Origin of the sequence: Streptomyces sp. SID10853 (assembly GCF_010548145.1) — a bacterium.
GTDB lineage: Bacteria > Actinomycetota > Actinomycetes > Streptomycetales > Streptomycetaceae > Streptomyces.
In genome coordinates this window covers 1-15,979 of the sequence record NZ_JAAGLN010000162.1, presented here as the reverse complement: position 1 = coordinate 15,979, position 15,979 = coordinate 1, and the positions used below count along the sequence as shown (strand labels likewise).

Genomic DNA, 15,979 nt, shown 5'->3' with positions numbered 1-15,979 from the left:
GCCCGCCAGTCGCCGCCGCGCCCCAGGTCGAAGATGCAGGCGGCGGGGACGACCGGGACGACCTGGGCGGGGTCGGGCCCGACCTGGACGCCGCGGCCCTGCTCCTCCAGCCAGGCCATCACGCCGGACGCGGAGTCCAGGCCGTACGCGCTGCCGCCGGTCAGGACGACGGCGTCCACGCGCTCCACCAGGTTGCGCGGATCGAGGGCGTCCGTCTCGCGGGTGCCGGGTCCGCCACCGCGCACGTCCACGGCGGCGACCGCACCGCCGGGCGGCGCCAGGACGACGGTGGTGCCGCTCAGCGCACGCTCGCCGGGGACCCGCGCGTGTCCGACCCGCAGCCCGTCCACGTCGGTGAGTGAGCCGGTGTGCCGGGGGGAGGAGCGGACGCCGGTGAGGGGGCCGGTGCCGGCGGGCGAGTCCGTGCTGCCCGTACTGCCCATACTGCCCGTGCTGAAGGGCGGAGTGGCTGCGGGGCGCTCTGACGGGGTGTCTGCTGCGGTCATACCCCCCATGGGACCACTACCGCCGGTGAATTTCCCTGCCGGTGGCCGGTTCGGCATCTGCGTGAAGCCTCGCCACCCGCATCGAAGAAAACGCATAAAACGGATATTGCGGACTACGGTGGCGCAGTGACCGAGCCGCCTTCCGCCCCCGCCGCACCGCCGCCGGCCCCCAGCTCCGTACGCCCGGCCCCCGCAGGCCAGGCCCCCGCCGGCCGGGCGTCCGGGCGGCCGGTCTCGGTACGCGCGACGGCCGCCGGCACCGTGGTCTCGATCCTGCTGGTCGTGGCCATCGTGCTGGGCAGCCGATTCCTGCGCGACTTCGACTCGGCCCTGCTGCCGTACGCCGTCGCCAGCGTCTTCCTCGCCTTCGGCGTCGCCTACCGGTACACGGTATGGATCTCCGCGCCCGGCGCCCGGCGACTCTTCAACAGGGGCTGGGGCAGCCTCTTCTCACGTGCCAACTTCCGCAAGGCGCCCACGGCCCTGCCGAAGATGATCGCCACCTATCTCGGCTTCCAGAAGTTCCTCGGCGCCCGTTCGCACGCCCGTTGGGCGGCCCACCAGCTGATCTTCTGGGGCTGCATCCTCGCCGCGCTGATCACCTTCCCGCTCACCTGGGGCTGGTTCACCTTCACCTCGGGCAGCGGCTCGGGACCCGGGTACGAGATGCGGATCTGGGGCTTCAAGATCATCGGGTTCGACTCGCTGAACATCGTGGGCTGGCTGATGTTCCACGGCCTCGACGTCGCGGCCGTCCTGGTCATCCCCGGGGCCGCGTACTTCCTGTGGCGGCGGATGAAGGACCGGGGCGCCATGACAGGACAGCGCTTCGCCTACGACCTCGTACCGCTGCTCGCGCTGATCGTCATCTCCGTGACGGGCCTCCTCCTCACCTTCTCCTCGATCTTCCTGCACGGCGGCGGCTATGAGTTCCTCGCCGTGCTGCACATGGTCTCGGTGATCTTCACGCTCATCTACATCCCGTTCGGCAAGTTCTTCCACATCGTGCAGCGGCCCGCCGCCGTCGGGATGCAGCTGTTCAAGTACACCGCCCGCCAGGACGAACAGGTCTTCACCTGCCGCCGCTGCCACGAGCCGATCGACACCGGCCCGTACGTCGACAACCTCCGCGCCACCATGCGCGACCTGGACCTGAGCTTTGACGCCTGGACCGAGTACTGCCCCCGTTGCAAGCGGGTACTGCGCGGCAACGCCTATCTCAGCCAAGTGAAGAAGGGCTTCAAGTGAGCACCCCGAACGCCCCGGCTTCACCGCACGGCTCCGCCCGGCCGAGCAACTCCACACAGCCGCACGGCTCCACACAACCGCACGGCTCTGCTCAGCCGCACGGCTCTGCTCAGCCGCCCAGCTCTGCTCAGCCGTACAGCTCCGCTCAATCGGCCGCACCCGCCGTGCCGCTCGACCCGGCCATCGCGCCTCCAGGCACCCGCAACTTCCGTGACGCGGGCGGCATCCCGGCCGACCAGTGGCGCGCCGACCAGAACGGCGAGACGCTCGTCCCCACCCACTGCTGCTTCTGCGGGGTGCAGTGCGGCATGTATCTCCGGGTCGACCGGGGCGGCAAGGTATTCGGAGTCGAGCCCCGCAACCACGACATCAACCGGATGCGGCTCTGCCCCAAGGGGATCAACGCCTATCAGCAGGTCAACCACCCGGACCGGCTCACCGCCCCGCTGATGCGCCGCTCGCGCGACGAGCCCTTCAGGGAGACATCCTGGGAAGCGGCCCTCGACTTCACCGCCGCCGAGATCCGCCGTATCCAGGGGCAGTACGGCAACGACGCCTTCGGGCTGCTCGGCGGGGCCAGCCTCTTCTCCGAGAAGACCTATCTGGTCGGCAAGTTCGCCCGGGTCGCGCTCAAGACCCGGCATGTCGACTACAACGGCAGGCTCTGCATGGTCAGCGCGGCCGGCGCCAACAAACTCGCCTTCGGTATCGACCGTGCGGGCAACCCCTTCTCCGACATCCTCCTCACCGACTGCCTGCTCATCGCCGGATCGAACGTCGGGGAGTGCTTCCCCGTGCTGACCCAGTACCTGTGGGGAGCCAGGGACCGCGGTGCGTCCCTCATCGTCATCGACCCGCGCGAGACGGCCATCGCCCGCACCGCCGACATCCACGTCGCGCTCAAGCCGGGCACCGACTCGGCCTTCTTCAACGCCGTACTGAACGTGGTGATCCGCGAGGGCCTCGACGACCGGGCTTTCGTCGAGGCGCACGCCACCGGCTGGGAGGAGGTACGCGCCACCGTCGCCGACTACACCCCGGAACGTGCCGCCGAGATCTGCGGAATCCCTGCGACGCAGGTCGTCCAGGTCGCCCGGACCTTCGCGGGCGCCGAGCGGGCGATGGCCTGGCACGCCCGTGGGATCGAGCACCACTCCCAGGGCGTCGAGAACTGCCTCTCCGTGATCAACCTCTGCGCCGCCACCGGCCACATCGGCCGGCCCGGCGCCGGCTACGGCACCCTCACCGGCCAGGGAAACGGCCAGGGCGGGCGTGAACACGGCCAGAAGTCCGACCTCCTCCCGGGCGGCCGCTCGATCACCAACCCGGAGCACCGCAGGCAGATCTGCGAGATCTGGGGCATCGAGGAAGCCGAACTCCCGCCCGCCGGAACCTCGATGATGGAAATGGTCTGGCAGATGCAGCGCCGGGAGATCCGCGGGCTCATCGGCATCTGCAACAACCCGTTCGTCTCCCTCCCCAACTACCGGGTCGTCAAAGAGGGATACGACACCACCGAGTTCCACGCCCAGTTCGACTTCTTCCTCTCCGAGACCGCGGCCAACGCGCATGTCGTCTTCCCCGTCACCACCTGGGCCGAGGACGAGGGCGTGATGGCCAACGCCGAGGCCCGTGTCGTCAAGCACAACAAGGCACAGGACCCGCCCCCCGGCGTACGGACCGACACCTGGGTGATCTCGCAGCTCGCCCAGCGGCTCGGGGCGGGCGACAAGTTCACCTACGCGGGCTCCCGCGAGGTCTTCGAAGAGCTGCGCGTCGCGTCGGCGGGCACGGTGAACGACTACTACGGCATCACCTACGAACGCCTCGACCAGACCGGCGGCATCGCCTGGCCCTGCCCTTCCACCGATCACCCCGGCACCCCCCGCCTCTTCGAGGACGGCACGACGTACCACCCCGACGGCAAGATCCATCTGCAAGTCGTCGAATGGCACGCCCCGATGGATCCGTACGACGACGAGCACCCCATGTCGCTCACCACGGGCCGCACCGTCGCGCACTTCCTCTCCGGCAACCAGACCCGCAGGCTCGGCGGGCTGGTCGAACAGACCCCGCGCCCCTGGGTCGAGGTACACCCGTCGCACGGCTTCGCATCCGGCGACGCGGTGCGGGTCGTCACCCGGCGCGGCAGCGAGGTCTTCCCGGCGCTGGTCACCGAGGCCATCCGGCCCGACACCGTCTTCATCCCGTACCACTGGCCCGTTCCCACCGCGGCCAACGCCCTCACCATCGATGCCCTCGACCCCCGTTCCAAGATTCCCGAGTACAAGGTCTGCGCCTGCCGGATCGAGGCCGCCCAGCGGGTCGACGAAGTCCCCGCACCGCCCGTCGCCCCCGGTGGCACGGCCTACCCCGAGGCGCAGATCTCCCGCACCGACCCTCTGCCGCCCTCGGCCCCGCAGGGGCGTGGCACGGCGGAGAGGAGCTGAGTCCGCCATGATGGGCAGAACGATCTTCATCGATCCGGGGCGCTGCATCGGCTGCCAGGCATGCGTCTCCGCATGCCGTGAGTGCGATTCGCACCGGGGCAAGTCGATGATCCACCTCGACTACACCGACCCCGGCCAGTCCGTCGCCTCCCTTCCCACGGTCTGTATGCACTGCGAGGACCCGGTCGCGCCCTGCGCCGAGGTCTGTCCCGCCGACGCGATCCTGGTGACCGCCGACGGTGTGGTGCAGCAGGCCGACACCACCCGCTGCATCGGCTGTTCCAACTGCGTCAACGCCTGCCCCTTCGGCGTACCGAAGATCGACCTTCAGGCGAAGCTGCAGCTGAAGTGCAACCTCTGCTACGACCGCACCGCCTACGGCCTCGCCCCCATGTGCGCCACGGTCTGCCCGACCGGGGCGCTGTTCTACGGAACGCTGGAGGAGCTTCAGGCGGAGCGCCCCGGCGTCCAGGTCGCCGACTCCTTCGCGTTCGGCGACGTCGTGGTCAAGACCGGCGTCGCGATGGTGGTCCCCGCGGAGAAGGTCCAGTGGCCGGTGCCCGGCGGGCTTCCGGTGGTCGAGGTCAATGGGGTCGATGTGAGAGAAGCGCCGCCGGGCGTGGGCGGTGCGGGTGGTGCTCGTGGCGCGGGGGGCGCGAGCCGTTCTGATGGTGCCGGTTCCGACGGTGCCGGTTCCGACGGCACCGACAGCGGCACCGGCACGGGCACGGGCACGGGCACCGGTGGTGCGGGGAGCGGGGGTGGCGGGCGATGAGCGTCACCCAGCAGCCACCGGGCGGCCAGCAACCGCCGGGGCAGCAACCGCCGGGGCCTTCGTCGTCCGGTCCGTCTGGCCCGTCTGGTCCGTCCGGTCCATCTGGTCCGTCCGGACCGTCGTCCGGGGGCGGGGCGGCGGAGAACAGCGGGGCGCGCGAGGCGCTGCACGACCGGATCAGCGCGGACTCGCTCACCACGCGCCGCGACTATCTGCGGATCGTCACCACCGTCTCCGGAGGGCTCGCCATCGGCGGCCTCGGCGTCGCCGGGGGAGTGCTGGAGCGGCATGGTGACAGCGAGACCGCGCCCACCCCCAAGAAGGTCACCGACCGGTTGCAGCCCGGCGAGTCCGTCGCTTTCCGCTTTCCCGGCGACGAGGACCGAGCCGTGGCCGTACGCCTCGCTGACGGCAGCCTCGTCGGATACTCCGCCGTCTGCACCCATCTCGCCTGCGGTGTCCTGTGGCGCAAGGACCGCGGTGCCGACGGCGAGCTCTACTGCCCCTGCCACGAGGGCGTTTTCGACGCACGGACCGGTGAGGTCACCGCGGGCCCGCCCCCTCGGGGGCTGCCCCGGGTGCTTCTCGTGGAGAGGGACGACGGCAGCGTCTGGGCCCTGGCCACGGCTCGCTCCGGCGAGAACATCAAGGACGCGGTGTGCCGGCAGTTCAAGGACTCGGACCCGGAATCGACCGCACGGATCGGCTGTCCCGGCGTGAGACGGACGACACATGACCGAGGGGAGCAGACATGAGCGACCAGCCGTCGCAGCCCGAATCGCCTCGCCATGACCCGCCGCAGCCCGAGTCTCCCCGGCCCGAGGCATCCCGGCCCGAGTCCCCCCGGCCCGGATCCCCCCAGCCCGGATCCCCCCGGCCTCAATACCGGCCCGGCAGTGCCCAGCCCCGCCTCAACCGGCCGCTCACCGAACGGTATCCGCAGATCCGCGCCACCAGTGGGTACGGAGACCCCCGGATCCGGCATACCGGCCCCGGGCCCGGCGCCGGGAGCGAACAGGAGCCTGAACGCTCCGCCAAGCTGACCGCCCGGCTCGCCCTGGCGATGACGGTGGTGATCGGCCAGCTCTGGGCGCTGACGATCACCGTCAACGAGTGGATGGAGGGACACACCGGCACCGCGTGGTGGGGCGCCGGTTTCCTCTGTCTGTCCTTTCTGGTGGTGCTCGTGCTCTGGCGTCTCGATCCCGAGGACCGTTGAACGGCGGGCGGAGCCGTACCGCCGCCTGGCGCCGTACCCTTGCCGTATGAGCAATGCCCCCGTTCCCGGCCGCGCCCCCCGCGATGACGAGGACCGCGATTCCGCGGCCTCCTCCGGCGCGACCCCGCCGGAGGCCGAGACGGAGCCCACCCCCGGGCCGGTGTCACAGCCGGTGGCGAAGCCGGTGTCCAGGCCGGCAGCCAAGCTGGTCTTCGACGATCCGCTCGACCAGCAGTCCCCGGACGACTCGGACCGCGGCTGGGGCGAGCAGTCGTCCTCCGGGGGCAGTGCGTCGGATCTGGCCCGCTTCCTCGACGAGAAGCCGCCGCACCACATCTGACCCGCGTCTGGCGTCAGGAGCCGTGACCCGAGCCACGCTGGGCGACCAGGGTGTCCCGGATCTCCCGCAGCAGCGCCACCTCGGCGACCTCCGCCTCGACCGTCTCCTCCTCCATCGCCTGCTCCTTCGCGGCCTTGCGGGCGAGATACTTCGCCATCGGCAGCACCATCAGGAAGTAGACGACGGCCGCGGTGATGACGAAGGTCAGGACCGCGTTGAGCACGGATCCCCACAGGATGTAGATGCCGTTGGTCACATCGCCGGAGGCATCGACGGTGCAGGGGCCCTTGAAGCAGGACTTGTACGAGTCCAGCTGCGAGGTCCCGAAGGCACCGACCAGTGGGCTGATCACGCCCTTCACGACGGAATTCACCACGGCCGTGAACGCGGCGCCGATCACGACGGCGACAGCGAGGTCGATGACGTTCCCCCGCATCAGGAAGGCTTTGAAGCCTTCCAGCAGGGTGGGGTTCTCTTTGCTCATCAAGCGGTCCTTCTTCGTGTGCGCCGGGGGCGGAACAGCCCGCTCCGCCACCTAAGGCGCTGCGCCACGAAACTGTCCAATTACCCCACTCCTGCTGGGGACATGACTGGGCATCAGTGCTAATTGGCGCGGATGTCGGCGGTGATGTCAGCACAGCGTCACCGCCAGTTTCGAGGTGGCCGCGGCGCCTGCCAGTGCGGTCGCCGTCGAGCGGGGCACCGTGAGGACGACGAGCGCACCGGAACCGGGGAAGGAGCCGTCCGCGGCGCCCGTGTCTCTCATGTCCGCCGCATCCGGTACGTCGGACACCCGGGCCCCCGTCGCGATCACCCGTGCCGCCCGGGTGCTCCCCGGCCGGCCGGATTCCGCCGAGGGGTCACCGGTCGATGCGCCGTCGGTCGGCGTGCCGTCGGCCGAGGTGTCACCGACCGCGATGACATCGACGTGGTCGCCGGGGGCCAGCAGCCGTACGGTCGCCGCGTCGGCAATCCGGACCGGCGCGGACACCGTGTCAGCAGGGCCCGAGGCCGCTGGGGCGCCCGGCCCGCGGGCCCGGACGGCGGCCTCGGCTCCGCCCGACGCCGTGCCGGCCCGGGAATCCACCCGAGTGTCGGCCCTGGCGGTGGGTGGGGGCTCCGCGCCCCCTGCGTCCCGTGGGGCCCAGGCGGCGAGGGCGGCAGCCACGAGGACCAGCCCCGCCACCGCTGTCCGGCGCCATCGGCCCAGGGCCCGCCGCACACGGTGCCGTCCCGGGTGCACCCGGAGCGGGGCGAACGGGGGCACTCCGCGCGGCTCGGGCGCGGAAACGACCGGTACGGGCATGGGGATCATGGCAACCACCGCCTGGTGAGAGGAGTCCGGAGGAGCCCGGAGGAGTCCGGGTCGAGCGCCTCCCACCATCCGGCGTTCCGCCACATCCCGCTGAGAGCTGTGGACTACTCGGCAGTTGTGGACAATCCGCTCACCCGCAGTTGCTCACCTACGCCTGCTCACCCGCTCCTGCCCATTCGCAGCCGAGCTCAGCGGTGCCTGCCCATCCGCAGCCGAAGCTCAGCGGTGCCTGCCCATCCGCGGCCACTCAGTGGTGCCTGCCCATCCGCAGCCGCTCAGTGGTGCCTGAACCGCCCCTCAGGGCAGCGTGATCCCCGGGTCCACCCCGTCCAGTGCCCGCGCGCAGTGGCAGGCCATCGACTGATCCGCGGGCAGCCCCGCCACCGCGTCGAAGAGGACCGTGCGCAGCCGGTCCACATTGGCGGCGAAGACCGTCAGCACCTCGTCGTGGGAGACGCCCTCGCCCGCCTCGGCCCCCGCGTCCAGGTCCGTGACCAGCGTCATCGACGTGTAGCAGAGCCCCAGTTCGCGGGCGAGTACCGCCTCCGGGTGCCCGGTCATACCCACCACGGACCAGCCCATCGCCGCATGCCAGCGCGATTCGGCCCTGGTGGAGAACCGCGGCCCCTCGATGACGACCAGAGTCCCGCCGTCCACCGGTTCCCACTCCCGCCCCCGCGCCGCCGCGAGCGCGGCCTTGCGGCCCGCGGGGCAGTAGGGGTCGGCCAGCGACACATGCACCACGTTCGGAATGCTGCCGTCAGGCCGCACCTGACCGTCGTAGTACGTCTGCGGGCGCGCCTTCGTCCGGTCCACCATCTGGTCCGGGACGAGCAGCGTCCCCGGCCCGTACTCCGGCCGCAGCCCGCCCACCGCGCACGGGCCGAGCACCTGCCGTACGCCCACGGAGCGCAACGCCCAGAGATTCGCCCGGTAGTTGATGAGGTGCGGGGGCAGATGGTGGCCGCGCCCGTGCCGGGGGAGGAACGCCACCCGGCGGCCGGCGATCTCACCGAGGAAGAGGGAGTCGCTCGGCTTCCCGTACGGGGTGTCCACCGCGACCTCGGTCACGTCCTCCAGGAAGGAGTAGAAGCCGGAGCCACCGATGACCCCGATGTCCGCTGTCAGGGCCGGGGTCCGCCCCGCGGTCGCCCGGTCTGCCGAGTTCGCCACATTTACCATGCCGGTCACACTATCCGGGGCTCAGAACCCGCCCGGATGACCCGGATACCCCGGATACCCCCGAACACACCGGAAACCCCACCGTCGAGCGACGGCAGGGTTCCGGGAAAGCGCTGTCAGGCGGCCGAGCTGCCGCTGGAGGAGCTGCTCGATGACGAGGACGACGCCGCACCGGCCGACTTCGAGGCACCGGCCTTCGCGTCGGAACCCGAAGAGCCCGAAGAGCCCGAGGAACCGGAAGAGCTGGACGAACCCGATGACGAGTCCGACGAGGACGACGAACCGGTGGACTTCGCGGACGCCGCCGTGCTGCTCGAAGACGAGCCACGGCTGTCGTTCCGGTAGAACCCCGAGCCCTTGAAGACGATGCCGACCGCCGAGAACACCTTCTTCAGGCGTCCATCACAGCTCGGGCATACGGTCAGGGCGTCATCGGTGAACTTCTGCACCGCCTCGAGGCCCTCGCTGCATTCGGTGCACTGATACTGATAGGTCGGCACTTGCTCCTCCTGGCACTCTCACTCAGTGAGTGCTAACGACGCTCTATAGTGACGTATTCCGCTGGATCAGTCCACTGAGACGGGCACTCGGTGACCGATCCCACGCCGTGCGCCACGCCTGATGCCCCGGCGGATGCCGCCGCCGATGCCCCGGCCGGAGTCCCGTCCGGCCTTCTGGAGACCGGCAGCCGACTCACGGCCCGACACCGGATTCGGCTCCAGATCCGATGCCGCATCGGACGCCGACGCCGACGCCGACTCCGCTTCCAGGCCCGGTCCCGCGTCCCGCGGCGTCAGCCGCGACCGCAGCGCCAGCAGGGTGAGCAGGGCCAGGACCGTCCCGCCCATCGGCACCAGGAACCCGGCGCTCGAGCTGTACGCGTCGGTCAGCTCGCCCGCCACCGAGACGGCCGCGGCCTGTCCCAGTGCCACCGAACCGGTCAGCCAGGTGAACGCCTCGGTGCGCGCCGAAGCCGGCACCAGCGTGTCCACCAGGGTGTATCCGCTGATCAGCGCGGGCGCGATGCACAGTCCGACCAGGAGTCCGAGGCCCGCGATGAGCGGCACCGTGTGCATCGCCCAGAGCCCGGAGGCCGTGATGGCCAGCGCCGTGTACGCGACGAGCAACCGGAACTTCGGCCCGGTCTTCCAGGCGACGGCTCCGCAGACGATGCCGGCCAGCATGTTGCCCGCGGCGAAGACCCCGTACAGCACACCGTTCACTCCGGGCTGCCCGATCTCCTCGGCGAACGCGGTCAGTGAGACCTGCATGCCGCCGAACACCGCGCCGATCCCGAGGAACGCGATGGCGAGCACCCGTACGCCGGGCACCGACAGCGCGGAGACGTGCCGTACGGAGGTGTGGTCGTTGTCACGTACGCGGACGGCGGGCTGGGTCCTGCGCTGCGCGGCGAAGACGAGACCGCCGAGCAGGGTCAGGGTGGCCTCGGTGATCAGCCCGGCCGCGGGGTGGATCCCGGTGCACAGCGCGGTCGTCAGCACCGGGCCGATGACGAAGGTGAACTCGTCCGTCACCGATTCGAAGGCGGCGGCCGTCGACATGAGGGGCGAGCCCTCCAGCTTCGCGGCCCAGCGGGCCCGGACCATCGGGCCGACCTGCGGTACCGAAGCACCGGTCGGCACAGCGGCGATGAACAGCGCCCACAGCGGGGCGCCCGCCAGCGCCAGGACCGTCAGGGCGACCACCGAAGCGGTGTGCACCAGGACGCCGGGGAACAGCACCGCGCGCTGTCCGAAGCGGTCGGCGAGCTTGCCGCTCTGCGGCGCGAACAGCGCCATGGAGACACCCGTCACAGCGGCGACGATGCCGGCGTTGCCGTACGACCCCGTCGTGTGCTGCACCAGCAGCACGATGCCGATGGTCAGCATCGCGAAGGGCTGCCGCGCGGCGAAACCGGGCAGCAGGAACGTCCATGCGCCAGGTGTGCGCAGCAACTGCCCGTACCCCGGACGGGTCTCGGAGACCGTGGACACCACGGCCTAGCCTTTCTGCCGCCTGGTGGCGCTCCCCTGGTCGTACGGGCATACGGAGGCATGCGTACGGGAGCTGCCGAGAGCTGTCCTCTTGCGCGGAACTGCGGTAGGCCGGGCCGTTTCGTCGTGCGGAACACCTGCGCGGATACCGCGCAGGCACCGCGACGGGGGTGCCTCGACCGCCATACGGTCGCGCCAGCTCTGCATCAGGCAGAGTTGGTCGATCAGGTCAATCAAGTCGATCGGGTCAAACCGATTCGGTTCATGATACCGCTATCGGCGAGTGGCGCTTACTGCCGGCAAGTGCGCTGCCGCTACCGGCGAGAGCACTGGCGCTGCCGGCGAGCGGTGCCGTTCCCGGCGAGAGCGCCGCCGCTACCTGCGGTTGATGCCGCCGTCGGCGAGCCAGCCCGCCAGCTTGCCGCCCTGGCCGATGGCCCGCAGCCGTGCCTCGGCCGCGTCGCGCACCGGATTGGTCGCCACCACCAGGAGCTCGTCCCCGCGCCGCAGCACCGTCGACGGCTGCGGTACGAAGCTCGTACCGTCCCGGACGACCAGGGTCACAGCGGCGCCCTTGGGCAGCCGCAGTTCGCCGACCTCGACGCCGTGCATCCGGGACTTCTCCGGGATCGCCACCGACAGCAGATGCCCGCGCAGCCGTTCCAGCGGCGCCGACTCGATGCCCAGGTCGGCCGCGGCGTCGGCGCCCTTGCCGAGGCTGAGCTTCCTGGCCAGCCAGGGCAGCGTCGGCCCCTGCACCAGGGTGTAGACGACGACGAGCACGAAGACGATGTTGAAGACCCGGGAGCTGCCGTCGATGCCGGACACCATGGGGATGGTCGCCAGGATGATGGGCACCGCTCCGCGCAGCCCGGCCCACGACATCAGGGTCTGTTCCTGCCAGGGCACCCGGAACGGCGCCAGGCTCAGCAGTACGGAGACCGGCCGCGCCACCATCGTCAGGACCAGGCCGACGATGACCGCGGGCCAGAAGTCGTCGGCCAGTTCGTGCGGGCTCACCAGCAGACCGAGCAGGACGAACATGCCGATCTGGGCGATCCAGCCGAGCCCTTCGGCGAATCCGCGGGTGGCCGGCCAGTGCGGCAGCTTGGCGTTGCCCAGCAGCATCGCGGCCAGGTAGACGGCGAGGAACCCGCTGCCGTGCGCGATGGCCCCGGTCGCGTACGCCGTGATCGCGATGGCCATCACGGCGATCGGATAGAGACCGGATGCGGGCAGCGCGACATGGCGCAGCCCCCACGAGCCGAGCCAGCCCACGGCGAGCCCGATCGAGGCGCCGATCGCCAGCTCCAGGGCGATCTCGCCGATCAGTACGTACCAGTGGTCGACAGGACCGGCCGTCGAGAACGCGATGACCAGGATCACCACCGGGGCGTCGTTGAAGCCGGATTCGGCCTCCAGCACACCGGTGATCCGGGACGGCAGGGGCACCCGACGCAGCACCGAGAAGACCGCCGCTGCGTCGGTGGACGACACCACGGCTCCGATGATCAGGGCCTGGCGCCATTCGAGACCGACCAGATAGTGCCCGCCGGCGGCGGTGATCCCCACGCTCACCGCGACGCCGACCGTCGACAGCACGACGGCCATCGGCAGGACCGGCTTGATCTCTTTCCACTTGGTGCCGAGACCGCCCTCGGTGAGGATCACGACCAGGGCGGCGTAGCCGATCACCTGTGTCATCTCGGCGTTGTCGAACTTGACGTTGAAGATGCCGTCCTGGCCTATGGCCATCCCGATGCCGAGATAGAGGAGCAGGCTGGGGAGGCCGCTGCGGGAGGAGATGCGCACGGCGGCCACGGCGATCAGCAGGACGAGCGAGCAGATCAGCAGGAGCTCGTTGAGATGGTGGACAGTCAGTGGCCGTTCCTTCCCTCGCACGCCTGCAGTTACTTCGTTACCCTACCTAATCCTTGACGCTTCCTTGACGCTTCGCTTGCTTGTGCGATGGCGGTGGGGATACCAGGTCCCTGGCGCCCGAGCGCTGCGCCTATGGTTGCTCCAGCGCTCCGTCGGACCTACAGACCACCCTGCCCCTCGAAGGACAGCGATGCCCGCCGCCACCACCACAGCCGCCCCTTCCGGCACGAATTCCGGCACGAAATCCCGCAGGAAGAAAGGGCGTCGCGCCAGGCTGATCGTGATCGTCGTGGTGCTGGCCCTCGTCGCGGGCATCGGGTACGGGACGTACTGGGGTGTGAGCACCGTGCGGGCGTCCCTTCCGCAGACGACCGGTGAGATCAACGTCCCCGGCCTCTCCGGCAGCGTCGACGTCAAGCGCGACAGCTACGGCGTACCGCAGATCTACGCGGACACCGACGCCGACCTCTTCCGTGCGCAGGGCTACGTCCAGGCCCAGGACCGCTTCTACGAGATGGACGTCCGGCGCCACATGACGTCCGGCCGGCTCTCCGAGATGTTCGGCTCGGGCCAGGTCAAGACCGACTCCTTCCTGCGCACCCTGGGCTGGCACCGGGTCGCGCAGCAGGAGTACGACACCAAGCTGTCGCCGGAGACGAAGAAGAACCTCCAGGCGTACTCGGCCGGGGTCAACGCGTATCTGAAGGGCAAGGACGGCAAGCAGATCTCCGTCGAGTACGCGGCCCTGAACCTCACCAACGACTACAAGCCCGAAGCCTGGACGCCCGTCGACTCGGTGGCCTGGCTCAAGGCGATGGCCTGGGACCTGCGCGGCAACATGCAGGACGAGATCGACCGGTCGCTGATGACGTCGCGGCTCAGCGCCCAGCAGATCAGCGACCTGTACCCGTCCTACCCGTACAGCCGGAACAAGCCGATCGTGCAGCAGGGCGGCATCGACCCGGTCACCGGCAAGTTCGACCAGGACGCGAACCCGGGCGGCGTCACGGGCGGTTCGAACACCGCGGGCAACGCGGTGGAGGGCGTGCAGTCGCAGCTCTCCTCGCTCTCGGACACCCTGGACAAGATCCCGACGCTGCTCGGCCCGAGCGGCAGCGGCATCGGCTCCAACTCCTGGGTGGTCTCGGGCAAGCTGACGACCACCGGGAAGCCGCTGCTGGCCAACGATCCGCATCTGGCGCCGCAACTGCCGTCCCTCTGGTACCAGATGGGCCTGCACTGCAGAACCGTCAACAGCAACTGCCACTACGACGTGGCGGGCTACACCTTCTCCGGCATGCCCGGCGTGATCATCGGGCACAACCAGAACATCTCCTGGGGCTTCACCAACCTCGGCGCCGATGTCACCGACCTCTATCTGGAGAAGGTCACCGACAACGGCTATCTCTACGACGGTGAGGAGAAGCCCTTCACGACCCGCAAGGAGACCATCAAGGTCGCCGGCGGGAAGTCACGGCAGATCGTCGTGAGAGAGACGAACAACGGCCCCCTGGTCTCCGACCGGGACACCGAACTGGCGAAGGTCGGCCAGAAAGCCCCCGTGACCTCGGCCGCACCGGACCGCGGCGCCGGCTACGCGGTGGCACTCAAGTGGACGGCGCTCCAGCCGGGCAACTCCATGGACGCGGTCTTCGACCTGGACAAGGCCAAGGACTGGACCGGCTTCCGCGCCGCCGCCAAGAACTTCGACGTCCCCTCGCAGAACCTGATCTACGCCGACACCCAGGGCAACATCGGCTACCAGGCGCCCGGCACCATCCCGATCCGCTCCAACGGGTACGACGGGACGATGCCCGCTCCCGGCTGGGACTCCAAGTACAAGTGGAAGGGCACGATCCCCTTCGACAAGCTGCCCTACGAGTACAACCCGAAGCGCGGCTACATCGTCACCGCCAACCAGGCCGTGATCGACCCGAAGAAGTACCCGTACCTGCTGACCGATGACTGGGGTTACGGCACCCGCAGCCGGCGGATCACCGACCTCATCGAGTCGAAGACCAAGGACGGCGGGAAGATCTCGACCGAGGACATGCAGAAGATGCAGCTGGACAACAGCAGCGAGATCGCGAAGCTGCTGACCCCCCGGCTGCTGAAGCTGAACATCAAGGACCCGTACGTCCGTCAGGCGCAGAAGCTCCTGGAGGGCTGGGACTACACCCAGGAGTCGGACTCGGCCGCCGCCGCGTACTTCAACGCGGTCTGGCGCAACATCCTCAAGCTGGCCTTCGGCAACAAGCTGCCCAAGGAGCTGCGGGTGGAGGGCCAGTGCCTCAACGTGCCGCCCGCCAACAGCGCCGCCGGGCCCGCCGACGAGCAGGACAAGCTGGTACGGGAGTGCGGTGAGCGCTCGGCCGACTCGGCGCAGCCGGACGGCGGCGACCGGTGGTTCGAGGTCGTGCGCAAGCTGCTCGACAAGCCGGACAGCGACTGGTGGAAGACGCCGAAGACCCGCCTCGACGGGGCCACCCACAACCGTGACCAGCTGCTCGCACGGGCCATGAAGGACGCCCGCTGGGAGCTGACCGCCAAGCTCGGCAAGGACGTCGACACCTGGAACTGGGGCCGGCTGCACCAGCTGATGCTCAAGAACCAGACGCTCGGCACCGACGGTCCCGGCATCCTCCAGTGGATGCTCAACCGCGGCCCGTTCAACCTGGGCGGCGGCGAGGCGGCGGTCGACGCCACCGGCTGGAACGCGGCCGGCGGGTACGGAGTCGTCTGGGTCCCGTCGATGCGGATGGTCGTGAACCTCAAGGATCTCGACAAGTCGCAGTGGATCAACCTGACCGGTGAGTCGGGGCACGCGTACAGCGCGCACTACACCGATCAGGAGAGCAAGTGGGCCAACGGCGAACTGCTGGGCTGGTCGTTCAGCAAGGCCGCAGTCGACAGGAGCACGGTCGACACCTTGGTGCTCAAGCCGTGATGCGGGCGGCGCCGGGCCGGCCGGAAGCCGGCCGGGGCGGGCCCGGGAGCTGACCCGGCGGCTCGGCGCTGACCCGGCGGCTCAGGAACTGACCCGGCGGTGGCTCGCGTGCTGACCCGGCG

12 protein-coding genes and 2 pseudogenes are annotated in these 15,979 nt (G+C 69.9%); 7 read left to right on the top strand and 7 right to left on the bottom strand.

Annotation, left to right across the window (positions count from 1 at the left end):
- The coding region (locus G3I19_RS25425; protein WP_239074813.1) for a P1 family peptidase at window positions 1-506 on the bottom strand (506 nt) is incomplete at its 3' end.
- Between the two features lie 126 nt (window positions 507-632).
- On the opposite strand from G3I19_RS25425, the gene G3I19_RS25420 reads away from it, so the two are divergent.
- From G3I19_RS25420 to G3I19_RS38355, 6 genes and pseudogenes are all read left to right on the top strand, one after another.
- The gene (locus G3I19_RS25420) at window positions 633-1,754 is read left to right on the top strand and encodes an MFS transporter (protein WP_164266035.1); all 1,122 of its coding nucleotides are present in this window, start codon (window positions 633-635) and stop codon (window positions 1,752-1,754) included.
- A 164-nt stretch (window positions 1,755-1,918) separates the two neighbouring features.
- Window positions 1,919-4,204 carry a molybdopterin oxidoreductase family protein gene (locus G3I19_RS25415; protein ID WP_164266036.1) on the top strand — a complete coding sequence of 762 codons (2,286 nt, stop codon included), beginning with the start codon at window positions 1,919-1,921 and terminating at the stop codon, window positions 4,202-4,204.
- Between the two features lie 7 nt (window positions 4,205-4,211).
- A pseudogene (locus G3I19_RS25410) lies at window positions 4,212-4,808 on the top strand (4Fe-4S dicluster domain-containing protein); the annotation flags it as partial.
- A 167-nt stretch (window positions 4,809-4,975) separates the two neighbouring features.
- The gene (locus tag G3I19_RS25405) at window positions 4,976-5,734 is read left to right on the top strand and encodes a Rieske (2Fe-2S) protein (protein ID WP_164266034.1); all 759 of its coding nucleotides are present in this window, start codon (window positions 4,976-4,978) and stop codon (window positions 5,732-5,734) included.
- On the top strand, window positions 5,731-6,198 hold the full coding sequence (locus tag G3I19_RS25400) for a hypothetical protein (protein WP_164266033.1): 468 nt from the start codon (window positions 5,731-5,733) through the stop codon (window positions 6,196-6,198). The genes G3I19_RS25405 and G3I19_RS25400 overlap by 4 nt, the downstream gene beginning before the upstream one ends.
- 160 nt (window positions 6,199-6,358) lie before the next feature.
- Window positions 6,359-6,538: a hypothetical protein gene (locus G3I19_RS38355; RefSeq protein ID WP_343235207.1), complete on the top strand. Its 180-nt coding sequence runs from the start codon at window positions 6,359-6,361 to the stop codon at window positions 6,536-6,538.
- Window positions 6,539-6,551: 13 nt separating this feature from the next.
- On the opposite strand, the gene mscL is transcribed toward G3I19_RS38355, so the two are convergent.
- The 6 genes and pseudogenes from mscL to G3I19_RS25365 all read right to left on the bottom strand — a co-directional run bounded on the left by mscL (window position 6,552) and on the right by G3I19_RS25365 (window position 12,931).
- Window positions 6,552-7,022, bottom strand: coding sequence for a large conductance mechanosensitive channel protein MscL (mscL, locus tag G3I19_RS25390; RefSeq protein ID WP_164266031.1), 471 nt, complete (start codon window positions 7,020-7,022; stop codon window positions 6,552-6,554).
- A gap of 147 nt (window positions 7,023-7,169) precedes the next feature.
- Window positions 7,170-7,529 (bottom strand): RcpC/CpaB family pilus assembly protein, encoded by a 360-nt coding sequence (locus G3I19_RS38350; protein ID WP_343235206.1) that lies wholly within the window; start codon window positions 7,527-7,529, stop codon window positions 7,170-7,172.
- 621 nt (window positions 7,530-8,150) lie between these two features.
- Entirely contained in the window at window positions 8,151-9,035 is an 885-nt protein-coding gene (locus G3I19_RS25380) for an S-methyl-5'-thioadenosine phosphorylase (RefSeq protein ID WP_164266029.1), read from the bottom strand.
- 116 nt (window positions 9,036-9,151) lie between these two features.
- Window positions 9,152-9,535 carry an FmdB family zinc ribbon protein gene (locus G3I19_RS25375; RefSeq protein WP_164266028.1) on the bottom strand — a complete coding sequence of 128 codons (384 nt, stop codon included), beginning with the start codon at window positions 9,533-9,535 and terminating at the stop codon, window positions 9,152-9,154.
- 276 nt (window positions 9,536-9,811) lie between these two features.
- A pseudogene (locus tag G3I19_RS25370) lies at window positions 9,812-11,032 on the bottom strand (MFS transporter); the annotation flags it as partial.
- Between the two features lie 372 nt (window positions 11,033-11,404).
- Window positions 11,405-12,931: a potassium/proton antiporter gene (locus G3I19_RS25365; RefSeq protein WP_164266026.1), complete on the bottom strand. Its 1,527-nt coding sequence runs from the start codon at window positions 12,929-12,931 to the stop codon at window positions 11,405-11,407.
- Window positions 12,932-13,100: 169 nt separating this feature from the next.
- On the opposite strand from G3I19_RS25365, the gene G3I19_RS25360 reads away from it, so the two are divergent.
- Window positions 13,101-15,857, top strand: coding sequence for a penicillin acylase family protein (locus tag G3I19_RS25360; protein ID WP_164266025.1), 2,757 nt, complete (start codon window positions 13,101-13,103; stop codon window positions 15,855-15,857).
- Window positions 15,858-15,979 lie beyond the last annotated feature (122 nt).

What these genes read in the sequence shown, in the direction of transcription:
- G3I19_RS25360 (WP_164266025.1), top strand. Translation starts at nt 13,101, where the DNA reads ATGCCCGCCGCCACCACCACAGCCGCCCCTTCCGGCACGAATTCCGGC.
- G3I19_RS25405 (WP_164266034.1), top strand. Translation starts at nt 4,976, where the DNA reads ATGAGCGTCACCCAGCAGCCACCGGGCGGCCAGCAACCGCCGGGGCAG.
- mscL (WP_164266031.1), bottom strand. Translation starts at nt 7,022, where the DNA reads ATGAGCAAAGAGAACCCCACCCTGCTGGAAGGCTTCAAAGCCTTCCTG.
- G3I19_RS25400 (WP_164266033.1), top strand. Translation starts at nt 5,731, where the DNA reads ATGAGCGACCAGCCGTCGCAGCCCGAATCGCCTCGCCATGACCCGCCG.
- G3I19_RS25380 (WP_164266029.1), bottom strand. Translation starts at nt 9,035, where the DNA reads ATGGTAAATGTGGCGAACTCGGCAGACCGGGCGACCGCGGGGCGGACC.